Consider the following 24,129-nt stretch of genomic DNA (forward strand, 5'->3'; position numbering starts at 1 on the left):
ACTCGATTTTGGTTATGCTAACAAAGTTAGCAAAATGGCGGTTAAAACGACCGGATTTAATTTATTTTGGCTAAACTTATCATAGCAGTTTCTGTTGGCGGAACTCTTTAGGAGAAATCCCGGTATTCTTCTTAAAGAAACGGCTCAGGTAAGACTGGTCGGTAAAGTTCAACTGTTCTGCAATTTCAGTAACGGAAAGGTGCGGTTCATTTAAGAGAACTTTGGCTTCTGCTATCAGCTGTTCGTCTATCAATTGCTTGGGAGTTTTTCCATTCATGTATTGAGTGGTGATTTCGTATAAATAGCGGGGAGTAATACAAAGTTTCTCCGTGTAAAACGGAACTTGATGTTCGCATACACTGTGCTCGCGTATCAGTTGCATAAACTGATGGCAAAGCATCTGTTTCCTGCTATACTGCTTGTTGGCTGCCAGTTTCTCCGGGATAGTGTTGAATAGCCACATTAACATGCTTTGCAGGAAATTGAATTCCTGCTGCTTTCTGAACTGGAGAGTGTTGTCTCTGAACAGCATTTGCGCCATATCCATCCACAATACGATTTCCCGCCATGTTTTCTGACTTCTTTCATCTGCTGTATGGCGATAGTGCGGATGTTCGTGAACATAGTTGAAGTAGGGAGTGTCAATCGGCAATATAGCTTTCAGGAAAACGTCTTTCGGGAATAACAGCATACGTATCCTGAAGTCTGTTGAGACTTGTTTTACCTGAATAAGACTGCCGGTAAGAAATATGAGTTCGGTTTGTTCGTCAACGGTATATTGCTGTACTCCTGTGGAAATGATGCTCTTGCCTTGTGTGCAAATCAAGTAGATGCCGCATTTGAAGCGGTATGGACGTTGGTTTAAGTATGACAAATCCGTTTCTTCATATTTGATGGAGGATGTATCGGGCAATAGCGGTTCGTACATATGAATAAAGTTCTGTTTTGCGCAGCAAATGTACTTATATTTTGTGGTAATAATGTATATTGTTCCTAAAATGAAACGTTTTGTGCAAGATAAGCCATAGCCGGTATTGTAAATATAGGGTAATTTTGCCGCCGGTTTATAAAAGAAGGATAGTGATGACAGGCAGACAAAATTCAAAAGGTTTTATATTGGTGTTTTTGGGGATGTTGAGCGCTTTTGGTCCGTTTGTTATGGATATGTACCTGCCTACTTTGCCGGCAATGTCGGATTTCTTTCGGACCACATCTTCAAGGGTGCAATTAGGGCTTACTACGAGTATGGTGGGCTTGGCGATAGGACAGCTGGTTTTTGGTCCGTTAAGCGATAAATATGGCCGTCGTTCTCCGTTGTTGGTAGCTATGGCTCTATTCTTGATTTCCACTGTCGGTTGTATCTTCTCCCGGAATATCTCACAGTTTGTAGCATTACGTTTTGTGCAGGGTGTTGCCGGGGCAGGGGGAGTGGTCATATCCCGATCCATTGCTACTGATAAGTATTCTGCCCATGAACTTGCGGGGATGCTTGCCACTATCGGCGCCATCAATGGGATAGCTACGGTGGTTGCTCCGATAGGGGGAGGGATGCTGGCCGATTTCAGCGGTTGGCATGGAATCTTCTGGTTCTTATTTATATTGGGCGCTCTTTTGATTATCGGAAGTATACGTTTCGAAGAGTCCTTGCCGAACGGGCAAAGGCAAAACTTCAAGTGGGGGGATATGTACCGTCGTTTTGGCGTAGTTCTGCATAACCGTCAGTATGTACGCTATATTTTACAGTATGGGTTTACGATGGGAGTTTTGTTTACCAATATAGCTTCAGCTCCTTTCATCATGCAGCAGCATTATGGACTTTCACCTATGTTATTCAGTATTTGTTTTGGGGTCAATGCGGTCGCTATGGTTATATCTTCCGTTTTGTCGGTTCGTTTTTCCACAATGGAACGGGCGTTATATGTAGGAAATCACGGTATGCTGCTTATCTCCATATTAGTCTCCGCCGCATTTTTCCTGAATTGCAGTTTCTGGGTGTATGAGATATTGATTTTCTGCCTGCTTTCAATGGTAGGAATGTCTTTTACAGCCTCCAATACTTTAGCAATGGATTGTGAACGCAGAAATGCCGGGGTGGCTTCAGCCCTTTTGGGGGCGATAGGTTTTGCATTTGGCGGAATCGTATCACCTCTGGTAGGTATGGGAGATATCAGGATGTCTACCGGTTTCTTATTTTTCATGGGAGCGTTATGCTCTTGTGTGTGCGCTTGTTTCTCTTTTCATCGGTTGCCTTTCTATAAGAAAGCTTTAAATTTTGCTCCTTATAGATTAATAAATGTTTTTTTGCAGAAACTGTTGTAAAGAGTCGGTTGATATTTATATTATATTCTTATCTTTGTCGGCGTTTTGTTCCGGTTCCTTATTCAGGGAACGGATGAAAAGGGAATCGGGTGAAACTCCCGAACAGTCCCGCTGCTGTAAGTTTCATTATGAATGTATCATTCTTGTGCCACTGTCTTTGGTTTGAGGATGGGAAGGCGATACATTAGAAATAAGTCAGAAGACCTGCAAAACGAAGTCAAAAAATTGCCCGTTCGAGGAAAGCGGACAGTGTGTATGTTTTAAAGATAATCTTTACTCTTTTATGGTGTGGAGAATGAAGATGCGGTTACTCTGCATCGCTTGTTTTTGTATGGAAGGAATTCTTTCTGCACAAGAAGTAGCGCGAAAGGACACGATTACAGGAAAAGTGCATCAGATTGATAAAGTGACTGTTACAGCACGACGTATGCCTAATAAAGTTACTTCGGCTGTACCTGTACAAACATTGTCACAGCAAGATATAAGCAGTCTCGGCATACAGAATATGGCTGATGCCGTGCGTCGTTTTGCGGGTGCTAATGTAAAAGACTACGGAGGCATTGGCGGATTGAAAACAGTTTCCGTACGAAATATCGGAGCGGCGCATACGGCTGTCAGTTATGATGGTGTTGTCGTAAGTAATTCCCAAGCAGGGCAAATTGATATAGGACGTTTCTCACTTGATAATGTTTCTGCCCTTTCACTGGCGATAGGGCAATCTGACGATATGTTGCAGTCAGCACGTTTGTATGCTTCGGCAGGCGTATTGAGTATTGAAACGGAAAAGCCGCATTTTGATGAGGAACGTAATGTGGCTTTTCAGGCACGGGTAAGTGGCGGTTCATTCGGATACGTTACTCCATCTCTGCGTTGGTGGCAGAAGGTAGGCGACCGTACTCGCTTTGCTGTGAACGCTAATTATATGCGTGCTGATGGGAATTACCCTTTTACTTTGGTCAATGGAAAGTATGTGACAGAAGAAAAACGCAATAATTCAACTATCTATTCCTGGCAGGGAGAGGCGACTCTTTACCATACCTTTAAAGACGGTGGCGAGTTGGATGTGAAAGGCTATTATTTCAACTCTCGTCGCGGGCTTCCGGGAGCGGTCACTCTCTATAATCCGATATCCGACGAAATTCTTTGGGACGAGAATACCTTTGTGCAGGCACGTTATAAGAAACGATTCTCTTCGAAATGGAGTTTGCAGGCACAAGCAAAGTATAATCATGGTTGGAACAGATATGAAGATAAAGGCAAGGAATATGCTGACGGATACTATCGTGCTGTACATAGACAGGATGAATATTATTTATCCGCAACGGCTTTATACCGTCCATTCAAAGCTCTATCCCTGTCTTTGGCTCAAGATGGAGCTGTAAATACATTGCGTAGTAATCTGAAAGATTGTCCTTTTCCTACCCGGTACACATCTTTGACGGCTTTCAACGTTCGTTATCAGTCTGAAAGAATCACCGCCTCCGGATCATTAGTACATACTTTTATCACTGAAAAAGTGGAGGTAGGGAAAGCTCCTGAGGATTTCCACCGTTTGGCTCCTTCAGCTTCCGTAAGCATACGGCCTTGGGCGGAAGAATCTTTTTTTCTGCGTTTCATGTACAAAAGCACTTTTCGTACACCTACTTTCAACGACTTATATTATTATAGACTGGGCAACCGGAGTTTACGTCCGGAGAAGGCGAATGAATATAATGTGGGAGTTACGTGGAGCAGTTCATCTTTGTTTTTCTTGGACTATATCTCTGCGACGCTTGATGCTTATTACAATGATGTGACTGATAAAATTGTAGCTTTCCCCACTACTTATGCGTGGCGTATGGCAAACTATGGAACCGTTCGTGCCACAGGAGTAGATGCTACTTTGGCTATGTCGGCACCGTTAGTTAAAAATATAGATTTGATTATATCCGGAGGATATACTTTGCAGAAAGCGATTGACCTTACAGACCCAGATGCCAAGAATTATAAGGAACAGTTGCCTTATACTCCGAAGCATAGCGGCAATGTAGCTGCGAGGTTTGAAATGCCTTGGCTCAATATAGGTTACTCCATTGTAGGCGTAAGTAAACGTTATTGCCTGTCACAAAACATTCCTGAAAATGAGATAGCAGGTTATATGGAGCATACGGCCAGCATCTCTAAAGAGTTTGCTTTTAAGAAATGCAAATTACAGCTTCAGGCAGAAATCATCAATTTGACCGATGAACAGTATGATGTGATAAAATATTATCCTATGCCGGGACGTTCATGGAGAGTGACGGGAACTTTTAAATTTTAAAATCAATTTAATCAATTTAATTAATAAAGTGTTATGAAAATAAGAAGTTTATTATTGGGTGTGTTGTGTATGTTGGCACTAAGTGTTTCATTTTCATCTTGCAGTGATGATGAGCAAAGTTGGGATGATAGCGGTTCGAAAATTGAATTGCCTTATGTCCGTGCTTATTTTTTGAATGAAGGAACTATGGGACAGAATAATGCCGGTATAGCATTTTATGCCCCGAATAAAGACAAAGATTTTATCGGTGATATTTATAAAGCGCAGAATAAGGCTTCATTGGGAGATACGGGTCAGGATATGATAGAGTATGAAGATTGTATCTATGTTTCTGTTTATGGTTCTAATTATTTGGCAAAACTGAATGCGGCATGTGTAGAGCAGGCTCGTGTTTCTTTTATTGATGATGCCGATTTATCTGCGGGTGTCCGTTCTATTGCGGCTCATGACGGCTATATTTATGCGTCTTTCTATGGTGGTGTGGTTGCCAAAATCAATGCCAATACATTGAAAGTGGAAAAGAAATTGACCGGACATGGTGATAATCTGGAGGGAGTTGCCATCTGTAATGATATGCTTTATGTAGCCAATGCTTATAAGAACGAAGGCGTAAACTATATTTATCATACGGAAGTTTTGGTCTTTGACTTGAATTCATTTTCTTTTAAAGAGACCTTGACGGTAGCTTCAAATCCTAATAAATTAACGGAAGATGATGACAAAGCGTTCCTTATTTCTTGGGACTATAGTGCTGAAAGCTATGTATTGCAAATGATAGATTCAAAAAACAATAATAAGGTGACCAATTTGGGATATGCCACTCATGTAGCCGCTGAAAACGATAAATTGTATTGTGTAGACTCCAGAGTAGATTATAGCAGTTGGCCGGAAGTCGCAGCAGTCAATACGTTTTACACTTATGATGTGAAGACCGGTACCAAAAGCTCCGGATCTTTCTTGAAAAATGCTCCTGAAGAACTTGGCACGGCAGTTGTTTACATGATAGCGGTCAACGATAGTAACGGTGATATTTATATCGGTACTACAGGACACAGTGATGTTAACGGTGATATTTACCGTTTCAAAAATGACGGTACATATATGGAAAAATTTGATTGTGGCGGGCAAAACCCGAATTCTGCTGTATTCTTTAATTAACAGCGGCAATGAGAAGGCTTGCATTATCAGTCTCGTTTTTAGTAGTTTTACTTCTTTCTTCTTGCGGGGGAAGAAGTAAAACTGCTTTTGTTTTAGCGGCTGGTGACACTATTCCCCTGCGCTATGCCGACAACCTTACATTGATAACCTATCCCGACTACACTGTTGCCACTTTGCGCAACCCTTGGGATACCCTGAAAATACTACATACGTATATATTGGTTCCGTCATCCCAATCATTGCCGGCTCACCTGCCGGAAGGTACTGTTGTTCGTACCCCTCTTCGTAAATCGTTGGTTTATTCCTCGGTGCATTGCAGCCTTATGGATGAATTGGGAGTCGCAAGCAGTATAGGTGGCGTTTGCGACCTGAAGTACATCAAACTTCCGGCAGTAGAAGATGGATGCCGTAGGGGAACTATCGTGGACTGCGGCGATGGTATGAATCCGGATATGGAAAAGATTATCGACTTGCATCCTGATGCTATTTTGCTTTCTCCTTTTGAGAATAGCGGTGGCTATGGGCGCATTGAGAAACTGAATATTCCCATTATTGAATGTGCGGACTATATGGAGACTTCCGCCTTAGGGCGTGCCGAATGGATGCGCTTTTACGGATTACTTTGGGGAGTTGCTTCGGAGGCCGACAGCCTTTTTACTGAAGTGGATAACAGCTATGAGCAGCTTAAAAGGCGCGCGATGCTTTCGTCAGTGTCTCTGTCTGTCGTCAGCGAACTGAAAAGTGGTTCGGCATGGTATGTGCCGGGCGGACGCAGTACAACGGGACGTTTGTTTGATGATGCCTGCGGGCGATATGTTTTTGCGGAAGATAAGCATAGCGGCTCCATTCCTTTGGCTTTTGAAACGGTTTTCGATAAAGCCGGTGATGCTGATGTTTGGCTCATCAAGTATAACCGCGACCGCGACATGACCTACTCTGATATGGAAGCCGATTATATTGGATATACAGGTTTCAAAGCATTCAAAACACGGAATATTTACGGATGCAATACGGCGAAAGTTCCTTTCTATGAAGAAACGCCTTTCCGTCCGGATTATTTATTGGCGGACTTGATACAAATTCTGCATCCTGAAATAGGAGATTTAGGCGGTTTGCGCTATTTTTGCAAGTTAAATGAGTAAAGGGTGGAAATATGGTGTCGGATTAGGGATAGTAATTGCATTACTGTTTATGGCTAATCTGTTGGTAGGATCGGTTGCGATTCCTGTATCCGATGTTTTCCATATACTTATAGGAGGTGAGGGCGAGAAGGCGAGCTGGAGTTTTATTGTGTGGGAGTCCCGTCTGCCCCAAGCTTTGACGGCACTGCTCTGTGGAAGTGCGCTGGCAGTTTGCGGGCTGATGTTGCAGACTGCTTTTAAGAATCCGTTGGCAGGACCGTCTATTTTGGGTATTAACTCCGGTGCCAGTTTGGGAGTGGCGTTTGTAATGCTGTTGTTCGGCGGGAGTATATCGGCCGGCGCTTTCAGTCTGTCCGGTTTCTTTTCCGTATTGGCGGGGGCATTTGTGGGAGCCATGTTGATAATGGGACTTATCCTTTTTTTCTCTACATTGCTGAAAAGCAATATCATGTTGCTGATAACAGGTATCATGATAGGTTATATCGCTTCATCCGCCATTGCTTTGCTTAATTTCTTTGCTACGGCAGAGGGGGTACAATCTTATATGATATGGGGGTTGGGTAATTTCGGAGGGGTCTCTTTGCAGCAGATGCCTGCTTTTGCATTGGTCACCGTTGCAGGATTATTCGGTTCGTTATTACTGATAAAACCTCTGAATGCCTTGTTGTTGGGAGAGCGTTATGCCGAAAACTTGGGAGTTAATACCGGTCGTGTGCGCAACTGGCTCTTGGTTGTTACCGGTTTGCTGACTGCCATAACTACCGCTTTCTGTGGACCGGTTGCATTTATCGGTCTTGCTGTGCCTCATATAGCTCGCATGATATTGAGGACTGCCAATCATAATTCCTTGTTGCCTGTTACTATTTTGAGCGGTGGGGCGGTGGCTCTGCTGTGCAATTTGATATGTGTCCTGCCCGGTGAGGCCGGTATTATTCCCCTGAACGCGGTGACACCGATTATTGGAGCTCCGGTAATTATCTATGTTATTATAAGTCAGAGAAATCCTCAGCATTTTAACTGATAGAGGAAAGATAGGATTATCCTGATAAATATATTTCAATCGTTTGCATAGACGCCTTGCAGATTTCAAAGGATAATGCTCTTTCATATTATTTTTTATTGTACTTTTGCGCCCGGTATTAGTTTTTAATTTAAACAAAGATTGTGACTATGAAATTACCTGAAGATCCGATGATGCTGTATAGCTTCATCAACATGAAGTTGCGTGATTTTTATCCTTCACTCGATGCACTCTGTGAGGATATGAATGTAGAAAGAGAGGCAATTGTCCGGACACTGAAAACGGTGGGTTTTGAGTATAACCCTGCACGAAACAGGTTCTGGTAATCGCTGTATACTAATAAACAGAGAAGTTGGGGCTGTGTCTTGAAAGATGCAGCCCCAACTTTTTGTTAATAAACAACAAATGTGTCCTTCCTCGTTTAACTTTCTTGCTTTTTGCCTTTCTAACCTGTAAAAACCGGATGAACTGATGATTAACGAAAACAAAATTCTGCAAGTATATAAATCCAATCGTGAGCAAGGGTTTAAGTTGTTGGTGGAATATTTTCAGGAACCGATATATTATTATATACGGCGTTTGGTGGTTTTGCATGAAGATGCGGAAGATGTATTGCAGGAAGTCTTTATCCAGATATACAAGTATTGGGAGCAGTTTCGCAATGAAAGTTCATTGAGTACATGGGTTTATCGGATTGCGACGAATGAAAGCCTCCGCTTGCTGAATAACCGTAAAAGGAGGGAAACCCTTGCAACTGAAGATGTTCAGGAAACCCTGATTGCCCAGTTAAAGGCTTCGGACTATGTGGACTATGAAAATGAATTGGCTGTCAAATTTCAGGAGGCGATATTGAGATTGCCGGAAAAACAGCGGTTAATATTCAATCTTCGTTACTATGACGAACTTGATTATGAGGAAATAGCCCGCATTCTTGATAGTAAGGTTGACACGCTTAAAGTGAATTATCATTATGCAAAAGAAAAGATAAAAGAATATATACTAAATAATTAAGACTATGAAAAAAGAGTTTGATTTTGATGATATAGGAAAAAAGACGCCCTATCGTGTACCTGAAGGTTTCTTTGACGAGATGCAGCGTAAGGTGCAGGAGCGTACTTGCAGCAATAAGCCGGCAGGGCATCGCTTATGGATAACCCTTTCTACAAGTGCTGCCATAGCTGCGGTATTGGTCGGTTTCCTGTTTATACCGTCCCATTTCTGGCAAGGTGATAGGGGAATCTCGGATTTGCCAATACTGGATACGGAAAACTGTACAGCGGTAGCGCCGGCTGATAAATGGATTCGTGAAATGTCGGACGAGGAGCTGGAAGAGCTCGTCAGCTTCTCCGAAAACGATATATTTTTAAATTAATAGTATTGTCTTAAAAAGAAAGAATTATGAAAGCAAAATTTATTTATGTATTCTTGATGTGCCTCATGGTAGGCAGCCAACTTGGTATCTCTGCTCAAACCCCGACGAACAGGGATAAAAAGAAACGCCAGACACCGGAACAACTTGTGGAGCGACAGACTAACCAAATGGTAAAAATATTGATGTTGGATGATGCCGCCACTGCCAAATTCGTTCCGGTTTATCAAAACTATTTAAAAGAACTTCGCGAATGCAGAATAATGAACCGTAAGTCCTCTTTCGGAAAGCAAGGAGCCGAAGTGCCGGGCATGAAGCCTGAACCTAAACCGTTGCTGACCGATGCCGAAGTAGAGCAGCAGATAAAAGGGCGTTTTGCGCAAAGCCGAAAGATACTGGATGTGCGTGAAAAATATTATAATGAGTTCAGGAAAATACTTTCTCCCAAACAGATTATGAAAATATATCAGATGGAGAAGAACAATGCCAATAAGCTGAAAAAAGAGTTTGACCGTAGAAAGAAACAGGCTGTAGTGCAAGGAAAGCATAAACATCCGGTACGGTGAAATAAATATAATCCTGTGCCGGCTTAGAACTTCACCGGGGAGAATTTGTTGTAGGGGAATGCAGATAACAAAGAATACTCCATGCGGTTGTTTCAGAAAATAAAGAATTGGAAAACGGTTCGTGGCTGGCATATCTGGAAGTTGAAGTTAGTAGATGCGCGGCTTTATTTTGTCAGTATGATTGTAGGCTTGCTGACGGGGCTTATTGCGGTTCCTTATCATTATCTGCTTTACTATCTGTTGCATATCCGTAGTGAGTTTTTTGCATCCTGTCCTGCATGGTACTGGCATATTCCATTATTCCTGTTGTTTTGGGGAATTCTGATAATTGTATCCCGTCTGGTCATTAAAATGCCTCTTATCAGTGGTGGTGGTATTCCGCAAACACGCGGGGTAATCAATGGGAGGATAACCTACAAGCACCCGTTCATAGAACTGGTTTCTAAATTTGCGGGTGGAATCCTTTCTGTATCCGCCGGGTTGTCATTGGGGCGAGAGGGGCCTTCCGTACAGATTGGTTCCTATATTGGCAGCCTTGTTTCCCGGTGGACACACATCCTGCAAGGAGAGCGCAAGCAGTTGTTGGCGGCCGGGGCGGGAGCGGGGCTTGCGGCGGCTTTTGCGGCGCCGCTGGCCTCTTCACTTATTGTCATCGAATCCATCGAGCGTTTCGATGCTCCCAAGACGGCTATTACTACATTGTTGGCAGGTGTAGTGGCAGGGGCAATTGCCAGTTTGGTCTTTCCTGTCAATCCTTATCATCTGATTGAAGTGTCGGAGCCTACTTTGGCTTTTTTCGTCCAGATGAAGTATTTCCTTATAGTGGCTGTTATAGTCTCCATTGCGGGTAAAGTATACTCTGTACTTATGATTTCGTTTAAGCGGGTATATTCCACGGTCAAGTCTCCGGTATATATCAAGATGCTCTATTTGGTACTGGTTGCCTACATTATCTCATTGATGCAGGTGAACCTGACGGGTGGCGGCGAACAATTTCTGTTGGAGCAGGCGCAAAACGGCAGTAATGAAATAATGTGGGTACTGGCTGTTATGCTGCTGCATTTCGGTTTTTCGGTGTGTTCTGTTTCTTCCGGGCTTCCGGGTGGAAATTTTATTCCTACGTTGGTGACGGGCGGGCTGTTGGGGAGACTTGTGGGACTGATTGCTGTGAAATATGGCATTATCGGGTACGAAAATATCACTTATGTCATGCTGATATCCATGTCCGCCTTTTTGGTGGCCATTGAGCGCACTCCGCTTACGGCTATTGTCCTGATAACGGAGATAACCGGGCATTTTGAGGTTTTCTATCCTTCGGTGGTGGTAGGCGGTTTGACTTACTATTTTACGGAACTACTCCAGATGAAGCCTTTCAATGTGACCTTATATGAAGATATGATTAATTCTCCCGACTTTCAGGAAGAGAAACGCTATACGTTGTCTGTCGAGGTTATGACCGGCTCTTACTTCGATGGAAAGTCTGTAAGTGAACTTTCCTTGCCCGAACGTTGTGTCATTATCAATGTGCATAGGGATGGAAAAAACCTGATCCCTGCGAAAACAAGTTTGATTCCGGGGGACCAGGTGCAGATTGAAATGGATTCGCAGGACATAGAGAAACTCTATGAACCGCTCGTCAGTATGGCAAATATCTATTAAGCCAGGTTGCCTATTTCATCCAGATTTTTCCGGATGTCGTTATCGGTCAATTCATAATTTTGCAAATCGCCGGCAAGGTATTTGTCGTACGATGCCATATCGATGAGGCCGTGACCGGAAAGGTTGAACAGGATAACTTTTTCTTCACCTGTTTCCTTGCATTTGTTCGCTTCGCGGATAGTAGCTGCAATGGCGTGGCAGGATTCCGGTGCGGGAATGATACCTTCTACCTGTGCAAAAAGGCAACCGGCTTCAAAAGATTCAAGTTGCTTGATATCCATGGCTTCCATATAGCCGTCTTTCAGCAGTTGCGACACAATGACACCGGCGCCGTGATAGCGCAAACCTCCGGCATGGATATTGGCGGGGGCAAAGTTATGTCCCAGTGTGAACATCGGCAGTAGCGGGGTATATCCGGCTTCATCGCCGAAGTCATATTGGAATTTGCCGCGTGTCAGTTTTGGGCAGGAAGCAGGTTCTGCGGCGACAAAGCGTGTTTTCTTACCTTCGAGGATGGTATGGCGCATAAATGGGAACGCAATACCGCCGAAGTTGGAACCGCCGCCGAAGCAGGCGATAACGGTATCAGGATATTCGCCTGCCATTTCCATTTGCTTTTCAGCTTCCAGGCCGATGACGGTTTGGTGCAGAGTAACGTGGCTCAATACGGAACCGAGCGTATATTTACAGTTGGGAGTGGTTCGTGCCAGTTCGATGGCTTCGGAAATGGCCGTACCCAATGAACCCTGATGATTGGGGTGGGCGGTCAGAATATCTTTTCCGGCGCGGGTGGACATAGACGGTGAAGGAGTTACCTGTGCACCGAATGTCTGCATAATGCTGCGACGGTAGGGCTTTTGTTCATAGCTGATTTTTACTTGATATACAGCGGCTTCCAGTCCGAAAAGACGGGCGGCATAAGCCAGTGAGGCTCCCCATTGTCCGGCTCCGGTTTCGGTAGTGACGTTCGTTACGCCTTCCTGCTTGCAGTAGTAAGCCTGCGGTATGGCTGAATTCAGCTTGTGCGAACCCATCGGGCTGACACTTTCATTTTTGAAATATATATGTGCCGGTGTGCCGAGGGCTTTCTCCAGTCCGTAGGCGCGTACCAACGGAGTACTGCGGTAATATTTGTACATTTCACGTACTTGTTCGGGAATTTCAATCCAAGTATCAGTTTGGTTGAGTTCCTGCTGGCAAAGTTCTTTTGCGAAAATGGGATACAAATCTTCAGCTTTCAACGGTTGCTTGGTAGCGGGGTTAAGCGGCGGCATAGGTTTGTTCACCATATCGGCTTGTATGTTATACCAGTAACGTGGAATTTCGTCTTCCGGAAGAATAAATCTTTTTGTCTTGTTGCTCATAGTGGTTAATAAATTAAAAGTAATTCAGTGTCCAAATGTAGCTATTATTTTTAAACCAATTTCTTTTTTCCATTGTTTTTTGTTTATGAAGGTAGATTTGTCTAAGTTTGCCACGTCTCATTAATCTATATATTTATGAAGATTTACCACAAGTTTCTTTTGTATCAAAATAAATGGATTCATCCTTATATACGTGTGGCGTTGGGGGTTATGACAACCTTGACCTATTTGGCGTCTATCCTGTTGATTGTCGGCTTGGTATATGAACACGGATTTACAATTTCTCCGGTGGAAGCCCTGCAGCTGCAACGCCTGTATCATGCGGTATGGATTGTTTTTCTGGTTGATATGTTTTTGCATATCCTGTTGGAATATAAAGATACGAGGCAGACTTTTAGCAAGTTGACGTGGATATTGACCTTTCTGTTGTTTTCGACGTTGATTCCGGTTATTTTTCATCGTCCGGAGGTGGAAGGGGCTATACAGACTGTTTGGGATATCCTGAACAGCAAGATGTATCATCTTGCGTTGCTGTTGGTGCTGTCTTTCCTGAATTTATCTTATGGCCTGGTGCGTCTGTTGGGACGGCGTACCAACCCTTCGCTTATTCTGGCTGTCAGCTTCCTTATTATTATACTTATAGGAACGGGATTGCTGATGCTTCCCCGTTCTACGGTGGCGGGTATCTCGTGGGTTGATTCTCTGTTTATTTCTACCAGTGCGGTGTGTGTTACGGGGTTGACCTCGGTAGATGTGGCATCCACTTTTACGACGACGGGGTTTGTTGTCATTATCTTGCTGATTCAGATTGGCGGTTTGGGAGTCATGACGCTGACGAGCTTTTTTGCCATGTTCTTCATGGGAAATACTTCCCTGTACAACCAGCTGGTGGTGCGTGATATGGTGAGTTCCAACTCCTTGAATTCGCTGTTGTCCACATTAGTCTATATCCTTGCTTTTACGTTGGCGATAGAGGGAGTGGGGATGCTTGCTATTTGGAGTGACATTCACGGTACGATGGGTATGGATATACACGAAGAACTGGCTTTTTCTGCTTTTCACTCCATATCGGCATTTTGTAATGCCGGTTTCTCTACTTTGCCGGGCAATTTGGGCAATCCGTTGTTGATGGCAGGAGGGCATAATCCGTTTTACATATATATTTCCCTATTGATAATTCTCGGCGGTATCGGTTTTCCGATATTGGTGAATTTCAAGGATATTATTCTGTATCACGTACGCCGTTTCTGGAGATTTCTGCATACCTGGCGATGGGAGGGACGCAGGTTCTACCACCTTTATAACCTGAATACGCGTATCGTGCTGATTGTCACCTTTCTGTTGTTGGTGGTGGGTACGGTCAGTATCGCTCTTTTTGAGTGGAATGCTTCTTTTGCGGGTATGTCGGTTGCCGATAAGTGGACACAGGCATTTTTTAATGCGTCTTGTCCCCGTACGGCGGGATTTTCCAGTGTGGATTTAGCCGGGCTGGGTGTACAGACTTTGTTGGTTTATCTCATACTTATGTGGATTGGCGGTGGCTCACAGTCCACTGCGGGCGGTATCAAAGTGAATGCTTTTGCGGTTGTGGTCTTGAATCTTGTAGCTGTATTGCGCGGAACGGAGCGGGTAGAGGTCTTCGGGCGGGAGCTGTCCTACGACTCCATTCGTCGTTCCAATGCTACGGTGGTGATGTCCTTTGGAGTATTGTTTATATTTATATTCATTATCAGTATTTTGGAGCCTAATCTGTCTTTGCTGGCTATTACTTTTGAATGTGTTTCCGCCATCAGTACGGTAGGTTCCAGTTTGAATGCCACCCCTTTGTTGGGCGACGACAGTAAATTGCTGGTTGCACTTTTGATGTTTGTAGGTCGTGTGGGGCTGATAACATTAATGCTCGGCATTATCAAGCAGAAGAAACATACGAAGTATCGGTATCCGAGCGGACAAATCATAATAAATTAAGTTGAGGGGGTTGAATCCAAACAAAAAAACGTTTTCTATTTGTTTCTTTTCAGGCACGGATTACACGGATTTCGCGGAAAAAAGGATAAAGTAAATCTGTGAAATCCGTGTAATCCGTGCCCGAAAGAAATCATCAGGTGTATTTTGACACCTCTTTATTTTTCACTTTCAACTCTAATACTTTTCCAGCCCCTTTTGCAAGAATTCCACATAAGCCGGAATATCCTCATTGTAGGCATACGACTTGTTCAGCGGCATTCCTTCATTGTCCAGCAGCACATAGAAAGGCTGGGCATTGGCTCCGAATTTCATGCGTTGCAGGTAGCTCCATTTGTCGCCTACGCTGCGTAGCGTGCGTTCCGTCCCGTTTTCCATAATCTTGATGGGTTGGGGTAGCGGGGTTTTGTCGTCTACATAGAGGGAAATCAGCACATATTTATCGTTGATAATGCTTTTTACTTTGGAATCCGTCCATACGGCAGCTTCCATTTTGCGGCAGTTCACGCAACCGTACCCGGTGAAGTCCACCAAAACCGGAAGTTTATGTTCGCGGGCATATGCCATACCTGCGTCATAATCCTTGAATTTGGGATGCACTTCGTTGGAGTAGAGGTTGAAGTCTTGTGTGGATGTCGGTGGAGCAAACGCGCTGACAGCTTTCAGCGGTGCACCCCATAGGCCGGGAACCATATATACGGCGAATGCCAGCGAAATGAGTGCGAGGAAGAAACGTGTCACACCTACTTTGTCGTTGTCATCATCGTGTTGGAACTTGATTTTGCCTAACAGGTAGAAGCCTAACAGGGCAAAAATGACAATCCACAATGCAAGGAATGTTTCGCGGTCCAGTATGCGCCAGCCGTAGGCAAGGTCTGCCACCGACAGGAATTTCAGGGCGAATGCCAGTTCCAAGAAACCGAGTGTCACTTTGATTACGTTCATCCAGCCGCCCGATTTAGGCATTGATTTCAGCCACGACGGGAACAGGGCAAACAGTGTGAACGGCAGCGCCAATGCTATGGCGAACCCCAACATACCGACAGTGGGAGCAACAACGCTTCCCGTAGTAGTGACCTGCACCAGTAAGAAGCCGATGATAGGTCCTGTACACGAGAAAGACACCAGCGACAGGGTGAAAGCCATCAGGAAGATGCTTAACAGGCCGCTGGTAGATTCCGCTTTGCTGTCTACCGAATTACTCCATTTGGAGGGCAGGGTCAGTTCGAATGCACCGAAGAAAGAAGCGGCGAACACCACCAGCATCAGGAAGAACAAGATGTTGAATATGGCGTTCGTGGAGAGGGCGTTCAGGGCGCTTGCTCCGAATATCAGAGTGATGAACAATCCCAGCGCCACATATATCACTACGATGGAAGCGCCGTAAGTCCAGGCGTCACGGATGCCTTTCTTCTTGTCCTTGTTCCTTTTCAGGAAGAAACTCACTGTCATGGGGATGATGGGCCATACGCAGGGAGTGAACAAGGCTATCAGTCCTCCCAAGAATCCGGTGACAAAGATGTAGAGCCATGATTTGTCTGTGGTGTCGTGCGTATCGTCCTGCTGTTGCAGCTGGTCTATGACGGGAGTCCAGAGGTTGTTTTCCAATGCGGTGGCGGAGGAGGGAAGGGGTACGTCGGCTTTCGCATTTTCCTCGCTTGCTGTGTCTTTGGCAGCTCCTGCCACTTTGCCTGTGTACTTGAAAGGTACTTTGGTGGGCGGCAGGCAACTTTCCGCATTACAAGCGCCAAATTCCAGAAAGCCGTCCAGCTCATAAGCGCCTCCGGTGAATTTCACCTTTTGGACAAACCGGACATTCTTCTCAAAATAGCGTACTTTCATTTCAAACATCTGGTCGTAGGTACTTATTTCTTTGCCCACGGCTTGCAGTTTGCCCACGGTTTCCGCATGGGTGCATACATCCAGATTGAAGGTGGCAGGTACGGGGCCGTCTTCACCCAATTCGGTGGAGTACACGTGCCAGCCTTCCTCAATTGTTCCTGTAAATACGATTTCGGCCTCTGTATCGGAGAGCGATTTAAGTTCGGTCTTGAACTTTACCGGTTCTTTGATTTGCGCTTGGGCAGAACCGACAGCAAACCATACAAGGCATAATATTAGTAGATTTCTCATATCTTTTTGTTTCATAAAAAAGGATGCCCCCGTTTCATGCTTCATCAGCATTGGCGGGAAGCATCCTGTCAGAGTGTTAGAGAAAAAAAAAGAAAATTATTTTTCAGTTTCCGCCTGATTGTAAATCAATGAGCCGAAAGTACCCAACGGGCGTTTCAGCGGAGCGGATTTCAATGGAACGATGTTGATGTCAGGACGATACCCTGTGCGTTCTATGGTGCTGGCAGCTCTTGTTGCGGGAGCTTTCAGATTGATTGCTGTAGCTGTCAGCTGTTCCTCCGGTGCAGGATTTTGACCGGTGATTTTACAGAATGAGTACCACAACGGGAGGTTGAAGTCCATATTTGTCCAGTCACCGAAAGCATATGGGAAGAGGTTGTCGATGTCGTCTTTGTAAGAAGTATTCTGATTATTCATTACTACGTCCGGCATCATACCGTCAGCATAGTCACACCAGTTCTTGGCATTGTACGTACGGAACGTGATGGGTGCAAACTCATAAGTTCCGCCTCCGGCAGTCAATGTCTGTACTTCCATACCCACATTCTTGCCTTCGCTCTTGCTACCTACTGTATAAACATCGAAATCAATGCCTTTTAGAGAGCTTATCAACAGTTCGCTGGAAGAAGCTGTTTCTTCCGACATGATAACTATTACTCTGTTCAGACCCAAGTCAACGGGGCTTACTCCCAGTTCATAGTCTGTACCGAACTTGATATCTTCGCGTTGTTTGGTAGTGCTGCGTTCGAGGCTGGTGAATACTTTACCATTGTTGGCTGTTCCGGCAATGGCGCTGGACAAGTAGCAGCTTACGGGTACCGAACCACCGTAGTTATAACGTAAATCCAGAATAAGATCTGTAATTTTAGCCTCTTTCAGCTGGTTAAGGGTGAATTCCAGTTCTTTGGTGAAGTTCAAGTCGAATGCCTGATATACCATATAACCGATTTTATAACCTTCCGGTTTATCTTTTTCACTGATTATATATGAAGTCAGTATCGGACTGTTGATATAGCTGGCAGCTGTTACTTCTGTTTCATACGGTATCAGGTCATATTTCTTTAGTGCTTCATTAGGTTCGTGGCGGAGATAGTCAATTTTATATGTTCCGCCGGTGGCGTAGAACAACTCCTGCATATAACTGTTGTAGTTGTTTTTATTCAAAGTCACTCCATTTACACCACTGATAACATCACCGCGGCGTAAGCCGGCTTTTGCGGCAGGGGAGTCCTCATACACGTAGCCGATAGCAAGACCGATTTTAGTATAAGCATTGTCAATATAAGAGGAGAAGAATGTTCCAAGTCCCAATCCGCTTACTGTGGTGGCGCGTGTACTTGCACCGCGAGTGGCGCTACCGGCTTTCTCTATATAAGAGTAAATGTAGCGTTCGCCTGCATAAGAAGAATATTCACGGTAGATACCGCCATCTTCTGCATTGGTTTTCATACCCGACAGATATTGGTTTAGGAACTCACCGTACGGACATTTGTCGGTAGCTACGGTCAGTGTGTTGTATTCATCTTTAAAGAGATAATGCTCTTTCAGATAGTTGTGCATCTTCTCGTTCAGTTCCATGTCTGTAGTAGATACATCTGCACCGCTTGCTGTTGCACTTTGCGTAATCTTATAAGTAGCGATGTTGGTATAGCCTTCTACTTTGATGTTGACTGATACGGTACGTTCTTTTCCGGTGGTGTTTTTTTCCACAGTTACTCTGACTGAACCTTTTCCGGCAGCGGTATTACCTGTTGTTCCGGATATTTTAGCCCAGTCTACGGTTTCGGCAAGTGCAGCTGTCCAAGCGGCAGCGGCTGTAAAAGACAGTGTGTTGGTTTCACCGTATACAGACACGGTTTGTTCCAGTTCGGTGGCGCTTTCGGTAATACCGGTGTTATCAAGACCGCCTCCTCCTCCTGCGCCTTCTTCGTCTTCCGAACAGGCTGTTGAGGCAAACACACACATAATGCACAATGCTGTGCGTAGGAAAATGTTTTGAATTGTTCTCATTAAAAATTGTTGTTTAAAATATTAGTAAGTAAAAAAGATGATTATCCGCCTGCCGATGTTTCCGCCGGAGGCGGGTAATCTTCAAAAGTTGTTGTAATACAAATTATAAGTTAGCCGGAGTTGTATCGGTTGGGTAGTCGATTTTGGTTTCCTTTACTCTATAGTAATTATTATCTTTATCTATCCACAGGATATAGAAATATTTACTTCCATCTTTATAGACAGTGGTTGTTCTAGAATTAATAACCTGTGTATATTTGTATTGTTCTTTCAGTACTTTTCTGGCTTTATCACCCCACACTCCGGTTATCTGTGCATTATCGAAATATACATAATACTCTTTGCAATTATCAGGCATAGAAACACTATAAGTAAGTTTTTTATATGTACTGGCCGAACCTACTACTTCCTCGCTCCATTTTGTTACGGTAACCGTAGGATAGGTTGTGGTATTACATACCTCTTCACCCAAGAAATCCGGAAATTTAGTTATCGATTCCTCTTTAGTCGCTTTAAACATTTTAGATACATTGCCTTCTGCATCTACAGCCATAACAAAGAAGTTATATTGTGTTTCTATCGGCAAATTCTCAATTTTCAATGTACCTTCACTCAAATCTGCTATTGCGATTTCTGTTACTCTACCACTCTTTGTAACTAAAGCATTTTCCACTTTTTTCTCATCGTTGCCATATGCATAGCCTTTCAAATCATCATCCGTCAAGTTTAAATAACGATATGCTGTAGGAGTTCCATTGCTTGCCGTAATCTTGTATGACAGGGAAGTGGGAGCGGCAGTTGTTGCTATGCTTAAACTGATATTGTTATATACTACTTCTTTGACATTAGCTTCTTTTTTAACCAAACTACCTGCTTTTCCGTCTTTTCCAATTGCAATGGCGCAAATAGAGCCTTTATCACCCGGATTCATGTAAGTTTTACTGCAGGTAGCAACCGTTTTTGAAGATGCTCCACTTTGGAGTAGATAGTCTCTAATGGCTTCATCTGTAGTATATTTGGTATCTAATAAATCTTTGCTGAAGTAATTATAATAGAACTTATAGCAATCTGTTCCGGGTGTAATGTCTGCTTTTACGCTACTGAAGTCAGCGATAATATCTCCGATGCTAATGGTTGCTGTGCCATCGAAAGTAATAGCCGGAATTTCAATTTCTATTTGTTTCAGTCTTTTTTCTTCATAAGTCGTACTTACAGGGATGGCCCATGCAGTGTATTTAGTTCCTGCAACAATCTTGGACACAGCCCAAGTATCCAGTTTGTCCAATCCTCCATTGTAATCGGATGTTTTAGTGACGTAGTCATTTATTCCATCTTGATTCAGGGAAGCGATTAGCTGGGAAGCATTGAAAGCACTGCTTTTCAATACACCGCAAACATATTTATTGCAGCCTTTCATCGTGATGGTTAAGTTTGCACTCTCAAACGTGATGTCCGAAGATGCCAATTCTACTATGCCGGGCGACTGTATGCTTGTTGCGATAACATTATCCGCAACAATTTCAGAAGTACTTCCGACAGGCATCGCCCAAATCATATAAGTTGTGCCATCTTCCATCGTACTGCCTTCGATGCTGAGTAATCTTTCCAACGTCTCATCTTGTAAGGCGCTTCTTTTCTGATATTTGGCTTTTACCGTTTCATCGCTTAGTAATTTCACGACATTATCGGCAGAGTATTCACTGCTCTTCATCACTCCTAAGTAACAACCATAGGTTCCTGTAGCATGAGTTGTGCTGACAGTTCTGTTTTCATTGTTAGCACTGATTGTCATAGGTGCAGTACCTATTTCTACCGGAATCTCGGAAATGACGCTCTTTCCGTTTGTGGCTACTGCAAGAATTGCGACTTTTCCTTTTTCCTCGGCTTCTACTATATACGCTTTAGTTGTAGGTGCAGCTTCGTCCGTGGCAGGAGCTGTAATATTCAGTTTATTGTCTGCAATAGATACTTTCCAACCGTCAGGTTTGGTGATGATGTATTGGGATATACCGTTCATCTCTAATGCTACTGACTGTGTCTTGCCGGCTTCAAAATATAATTTACCGCAAAGAATCATACATTTCAAATCCTGTACTTTAGCGACTTCCAAAGTAACTCCGCTGCGTAGTGTAATGATAACGTAGTCACCTTTATCCTCTATACTGCTGAATAAAGAGCAGGCATTGGACTTGTCACTTGCAATGACTCCCGTACCTGTCCAGTTTTCGTTGTCAGTAGAGATTTCCCATTCGTAGGTTTCGGAGTTGATACGGATATAGGGGGCGGAACCCGTGACAGGCATTTTCTCTCCCTTGCTGTTTTTTAAATATTCAGCTTTACCGTTTGTTTCTATTCCCCAGTAATAGATGCCGTTCTCTTCTTTGATAACTGTGATATTGGGTACATCCGCACTTTCATTGATACCTTGAATAGTGACAGTGGTGTCATCAGAGAAAGTAATGGTATAATTGCCGCTTTCTTCGTCCTTTACTACAGATTTTATCTGTTTGTTTCCGTCCAGCAGTGTATTCAGTGTGGCAATGTCACTTTGTACGCTTTTCAGTGAAGATTCGAGGTTGGCAACTCTGTCTTCCAATGAGGAAATAGAGTTTTTAAGATCATCATCATTGTAACATGATGCAAACATGGTGACGCAAGCTATCAATAAATACAGAAAGCTTCTGCCGTTGCGTCGGCAGGAAAAAATACTGTTCTTTTCCATAACTTCATGTTTTTTTAGTAACTGCTCAGGCATCCGGTTTCCCGGATTGTTTTTGCCTGAGCAGTCTTTGGTTGATTTTTGAATGAATAGAAACCGGTATTATTTGGCATGTGGATGAGTGCCCAATTGCTTCATGTCTATCACAATTGTTTTCACATCCATATTGCTTACAGTTGAGGCCCGTTTCATATCCCGGGTTTCCGGGGTGAGCAGATAAGCGGGAGTTCTTCTGTCCATCTTTTGTACTCTTTTGGACATTTCGGAAATTGTGCTGTATTTTGCCGTAGGAGCTACATAGTCTTTGAATATCTTGGCAGGGTCACTGATAACACCGCCCAAGCTTTGGTCATACCATAGCGTGTACAAATCTCCAACTTTGTCCTGACCTTGTTCGTCTTTACCGATAGGAACACATAATGCAACGAAACGGCCTACTTTATCAACGGTTTCTGAAGAATTAAGGCTGGTAGAGTTTATTGTTTCCAGACCGGCTTCTCCCATAACGTCACTTCTATATCCTTCCATACAGTCTTTATAGCTATATCGGCTGTTTGTAGAATATGTATCTTTCGTTATCATATAGCGGAACTTGGCAACATCCTTGTCTATCTTGAATTCCACTTCGAATCTGTTGTACTGGTCTGTTTTACCGCTTAATATCATGGTCGGATTAGGACCGCCTTGGATAGCCGCTGTGGTGGCTTGCAGCAACTTAACCTGTGACAGATTACCGTACCAGTCTACTGTCATATAAGCGTAGACATATGTTGTGCCGGGGGACATACCAGTCTGTGTATATGTGTATGTGCCATCTTTGCTTCTATCCCATTCCGTGTTCAATCTATCGTCGAGAAGGAATTTTATTATTTCTTTTTCATCGTTGATTTCATAAGTTTTGCCGTCTGTGCCAAGTTTCAGCATTCGGTCAAAATCATATATAATATTTCCCTTGTCATCCTTGACTGTGTTAATAAATTGATGGAATAAGACTGCCATATCCGGATCAAAAGTGTATTTCAGCGCAATCTTTGTACGGTCTGTTGATGTACATTCTACTGTTGTTTCGTCTCCTCCCAAAGCAGCTTCCGGGTTATATTGTTGCGTTATAGTTTTGAAGGTAGCGGTTTTCAAACCGGAGCTTTGACCGTATCTGTTGCTTGCAATATAGGCAAGCACATATTCCGTGTTAGGTTTGATATCGAACGGAATGTCTATTTTTTCTCCTTCTTTACTTTCATCCTCATTAGTAGAGTAGTTCGGGTTCTTAAGTCCCCAACCGCTGTCGGACAGCTGTGCGATAAGCGCCTTTGTGTTTTCTTCGCTATTTTCATAGTTACCGTCTTCCCAATCAGATTTGCTGAATATGCGGTAGAATGCCGCTCTGCAATATTTGTCCATTACAGACTTAAGCTCTACGGTGTTAGAGCCTACTCTGCCAATTGTGATTGTACAACTTGCTTGCTTGGCTTCATCAGGAATTGCATTCAGGTTGAAATCTTTACGCATAAATTTGCCGGCCGTTTTGTTTTCGTCCAGAGCGATGGCGGTTACGCAAATCGGGGTGTTGGGATCTGCCGTTTCGCCGAAATTGGGATAATAGGTCAAATCCTCTTCGGTTGTTTGCGCATCCAGTGCATTCTTGGAAGTGTGACGGAGGAAATCAATGTACATCTTTTCTCCGTATGCTTCGATGTAGGTGTCTATATATTTAGAGGCTACACAATATTGATAGAAGTATTTACAGTCGGCATTCGGCTTGTAGGTGATGCGTGCCATAGTAAATCCGGGTGTCACATCAATGTCCATACGCGGGTCGCCTACTATCTCTTTTTTAGGAGTGGTGAGGTGGCAGATATGCACATCGGCAGGTGATTGTCCGTTGTCGTCGTTACATCCTACTGTGATGATTATATATTCCGCATCCGGCACGATTTCCGATTGTGCATACTTGGAAGTAGCCCAGCTGTCGAAAGTCTTTACGCTCGGTTTGAAAGTATAACCGCCCGCACCCTGTGAATTATAGATAGCGGCAAGAACCAGTTCTTCTATCTTGTCCGCATCAGCGCCTTTACCGCCTTCTTCCAGCAGGTAGTTATACATACGCGATACCGGATATACGTCCATACGGTAGGACTGTACATTGGCGCCCGGTGTCAGTTCAAAGGAGAAGTCATTTTCGCTGAGGTTGGTTACTTTGATACCTACGCCGCGTTCTCCTGCTTTGGCTTCCATTTCATCCCATTGAATAGGGGTGGGGTTGTCAGGAACATCGGGAGTAGGTTCCGGTTCCGGCTGCGGAGTCTCTGTGTTGTCATCCGAGCATCCCGAGAAGATTGGACTCACAGCTACCAGCATTCCCAGTAGCAATAAAAAACTAAAGTACTTTTTCATAAGCCTAAAAG

The 24,129-nt window shown here is 43.8% G+C and carries 17 protein-coding genes and 1 riboswitch; of the genes, 11 read left to right on the forward strand and 6 right to left on the reverse strand.

Annotation, left to right across the window (positions count from 1 at the left end; all coding sequences use genetic code 11):
- Window positions 1-79 precede the first annotated feature (79 nt).
- The gene (locus tag DW121_RS05275) at window positions 80-928 is read right to left on the reverse strand and encodes a helix-turn-helix domain-containing protein (protein WP_117713316.1); all 849 of its coding nucleotides are present in this window, start codon (window positions 926-928) and stop codon (window positions 80-82) included.
- Window positions 929-1,083: 155 nt separating this feature from the next.
- On the opposite strand from DW121_RS05275, the gene DW121_RS05280 reads away from it, so the two are divergent.
- From DW121_RS05280 to DW121_RS05325, 10 genes are all read left to right on the forward strand, one after another.
- The gene (locus tag DW121_RS05280) at window positions 1,084-2,319 is read left to right on the forward strand and encodes a multidrug effflux MFS transporter (RefSeq protein ID WP_118323194.1); all 1,236 of its coding nucleotides are present in this window, start codon (window positions 1,084-1,086) and stop codon (window positions 2,317-2,319) included.
- A 28-nt stretch (window positions 2,320-2,347) separates the two neighbouring features.
- Window positions 2,348-2,546, forward strand: a riboswitch (cobalamin riboswitch).
- Window positions 2,547-2,602: 56 nt separating this feature from the next.
- The gene (locus DW121_RS05285; protein WP_118323195.1) at window positions 2,603-4,618 is read left to right on the forward strand and encodes a TonB-dependent receptor plug domain-containing protein; all 2,016 of its coding nucleotides are present in this window, start codon (window positions 2,603-2,605) and stop codon (window positions 4,616-4,618) included.
- Window positions 4,619-4,651: 33 nt separating this feature from the next.
- Window positions 4,652-5,776: a YncE family protein gene (locus DW121_RS05290; RefSeq protein WP_118323196.1), complete on the forward strand. Its 1,125-nt coding sequence runs from the start codon at window positions 4,652-4,654 to the stop codon at window positions 5,774-5,776.
- 8 nt (window positions 5,777-5,784) lie between these two features.
- A complete protein-coding gene (locus DW121_RS05295) occupies window positions 5,785-6,918 on the forward strand; it encodes an ABC transporter substrate-binding protein (RefSeq protein ID WP_117713313.1) in 1,134 nt (377 codons plus the stop codon).
- On the forward strand, window positions 6,911-7,939 hold the full coding sequence (locus DW121_RS05300) for an iron ABC transporter permease (RefSeq protein ID WP_117713312.1): 1,029 nt from the start codon (window positions 6,911-6,913) through the stop codon (window positions 7,937-7,939). Before DW121_RS05295 ends, DW121_RS05300 begins: the two co-directional genes overlap by 8 nt.
- A 149-nt stretch (window positions 7,940-8,088) precedes the next feature.
- Window positions 8,089-8,265 carry a DUF4250 domain-containing protein gene (locus DW121_RS05305; protein ID WP_117713322.1) on the forward strand — a complete coding sequence of 59 codons (177 nt, stop codon included), beginning with the start codon at window positions 8,089-8,091 and terminating at the stop codon, window positions 8,263-8,265.
- Window positions 8,266-8,410: 145 nt separating this feature from the next.
- A complete protein-coding gene (locus tag DW121_RS05310) occupies window positions 8,411-8,950 on the forward strand; it encodes an RNA polymerase sigma factor (protein ID WP_117713311.1) in 540 nt (179 codons plus the stop codon).
- Window positions 8,951-8,954: 4 nt separating this feature from the next.
- Complete coding sequence (locus tag DW121_RS05315; RefSeq protein WP_117713310.1) at window positions 8,955-9,311, forward strand: hypothetical protein; 357 nt, start codon at window positions 8,955-8,957, stop codon at window positions 9,309-9,311.
- A 26-nt stretch (window positions 9,312-9,337) separates the two neighbouring features.
- Window positions 9,338-9,874, forward strand: a complete 537-nt coding sequence (locus tag DW121_RS05320) for a hypothetical protein (RefSeq protein WP_117713309.1) — start codon at window positions 9,338-9,340, stop codon at window positions 9,872-9,874.
- A gap of 81 nt (window positions 9,875-9,955) precedes the next feature.
- Window positions 9,956-11,533, forward strand: a complete 1,578-nt coding sequence (locus DW121_RS05325; protein WP_118323197.1) for a chloride channel protein — start codon at window positions 9,956-9,958, stop codon at window positions 11,531-11,533.
- On the opposite strand, the gene DW121_RS05330 is transcribed toward DW121_RS05325, so the two are convergent.
- The gene (locus tag DW121_RS05330) at window positions 11,530-12,897 is read right to left on the reverse strand and encodes a TrpB-like pyridoxal phosphate-dependent enzyme (protein ID WP_117713307.1); all 1,368 of its coding nucleotides are present in this window, start codon (window positions 12,895-12,897) and stop codon (window positions 11,530-11,532) included. The two genes, DW121_RS05325 and DW121_RS05330, sit on opposite strands and share 4 nt — an antisense overlap.
- A gap of 135 nt (window positions 12,898-13,032) precedes the next feature.
- On the opposite strand from DW121_RS05330, the gene DW121_RS05335 reads away from it, so the two are divergent.
- Window positions 13,033-14,865, forward strand: a complete 1,833-nt coding sequence (locus DW121_RS05335; protein ID WP_118323198.1) for a TrkH family potassium uptake protein — start codon at window positions 13,033-13,035, stop codon at window positions 14,863-14,865.
- A gap of 174 nt (window positions 14,866-15,039) precedes the next feature.
- On the opposite strand, the gene DW121_RS05340 is transcribed toward DW121_RS05335, so the two are convergent.
- The 4 genes from DW121_RS05340 to DW121_RS05355 form a co-directional block, all read right to left on the reverse strand.
- Window positions 15,040-16,995 carry a protein-disulfide reductase DsbD family protein gene (locus tag DW121_RS05340; RefSeq protein WP_118323286.1) on the reverse strand — a complete coding sequence of 652 codons (1,956 nt, stop codon included), beginning with the start codon at window positions 16,993-16,995 and terminating at the stop codon, window positions 15,040-15,042.
- A gap of 96 nt (window positions 16,996-17,091) precedes the next feature.
- Entirely contained in the window at window positions 17,092-19,005 is a 1,914-nt protein-coding gene (locus DW121_RS05345) for a S41 family peptidase (RefSeq protein WP_118323199.1), read from the reverse strand.
- Window positions 19,006-19,108: 103 nt separating this feature from the next.
- Entirely contained in the window at window positions 19,109-21,727 is a 2,619-nt protein-coding gene (locus DW121_RS05350) for a PL29 family lyase N-terminal domain-containing protein (RefSeq protein ID WP_158573916.1), read from the reverse strand.
- A 99-nt stretch (window positions 21,728-21,826) separates the two neighbouring features.
- Window positions 21,827-24,118 (reverse strand): hypothetical protein, encoded by a 2,292-nt coding sequence (locus tag DW121_RS05355; protein WP_147399661.1) that lies wholly within the window; start codon window positions 24,116-24,118, stop codon window positions 21,827-21,829.
- Window positions 24,119-24,129: the final 11 nt, after the last annotated feature.

This window comes from Bacteroides sp. AM10-21B (genome assembly GCF_003472565.1).
Classification (GTDB): Bacteria; Bacteroidota; Bacteroidia; order Bacteroidales; family Bacteroidaceae; genus Bacteroides; species Bacteroides propionicigenes.

Bases quoted from the DNA above. Each gene is read 5' to 3' on its own strand.
- DW121_RS05290 (WP_118323196.1), top strand. From the start codon at position 4,652: ATGAAAATAAGAAGTTTATTATTGGGTGTGTTGTGTATGTTGGCACTA.
- DW121_RS05305 (WP_117713322.1), top strand. From the start codon at position 8,089: ATGAAATTACCTGAAGATCCGATGATGCTGTATAGCTTCATCAACATG.
- DW121_RS05300 (WP_117713312.1), top strand. From the start codon at position 6,911: ATGAGTAAAGGGTGGAAATATGGTGTCGGATTAGGGATAGTAATTGCA.
- DW121_RS05330 (WP_117713307.1), bottom strand. From the start codon at position 12,897: ATGAGCAACAAGACAAAAAGATTTATTCTTCCGGAAGACGAAATTCCA.
- DW121_RS05295 (WP_117713313.1), top strand. From the start codon at position 5,785: ATGAGAAGGCTTGCATTATCAGTCTCGTTTTTAGTAGTTTTACTTCTT.
- DW121_RS05275 (WP_117713316.1), bottom strand. From the start codon at position 928: ATGTACGAACCGCTATTGCCCGATACATCCTCCATCAAATATGAAGAA.
- DW121_RS05350 (WP_158573916.1), bottom strand. From the start codon at position 21,727: ATGGAAAAGAACAGTATTTTTTCCTGCCGACGCAACGGCAGAAGCTTT.
- DW121_RS05310 (WP_117713311.1), top strand. From the start codon at position 8,411: ATGATTAACGAAAACAAAATTCTGCAAGTATATAAATCCAATCGTGAG.
- DW121_RS05315 (WP_117713310.1), top strand. From the start codon at position 8,955: ATGAAAAAAGAGTTTGATTTTGATGATATAGGAAAAAAGACGCCCTAT.
- DW121_RS05285 (WP_118323195.1), top strand. From the start codon at position 2,603: ATGGTGTGGAGAATGAAGATGCGGTTACTCTGCATCGCTTGTTTTTGT.
- DW121_RS05355 (WP_147399661.1), bottom strand. From the start codon at position 24,118: ATGAAAAAGTACTTTAGTTTTTTATTGCTACTGGGAATGCTGGTAGCT.
- DW121_RS05335 (WP_118323198.1), top strand. From the start codon at position 13,033: ATGAAGATTTACCACAAGTTTCTTTTGTATCAAAATAAATGGATTCAT.
- DW121_RS05340 (WP_118323286.1), bottom strand. From the start codon at position 16,995: ATGAGAAATCTACTAATATTATGCCTTGTATGGTTTGCTGTCGGTTCT.
- DW121_RS05320 (WP_117713309.1), top strand. From the start codon at position 9,338: ATGAAAGCAAAATTTATTTATGTATTCTTGATGTGCCTCATGGTAGGC.
- DW121_RS05280 (WP_118323194.1), top strand. From the start codon at position 1,084: ATGACAGGCAGACAAAATTCAAAAGGTTTTATATTGGTGTTTTTGGGG.
- DW121_RS05345 (WP_118323199.1), bottom strand. From the start codon at position 19,005: ATGAGAACAATTCAAAACATTTTCCTACGCACAGCATTGTGCATTATG.
- DW121_RS05325 (WP_118323197.1), top strand. From the start codon at position 9,956: ATGCGGTTGTTTCAGAAAATAAAGAATTGGAAAACGGTTCGTGGCTGG.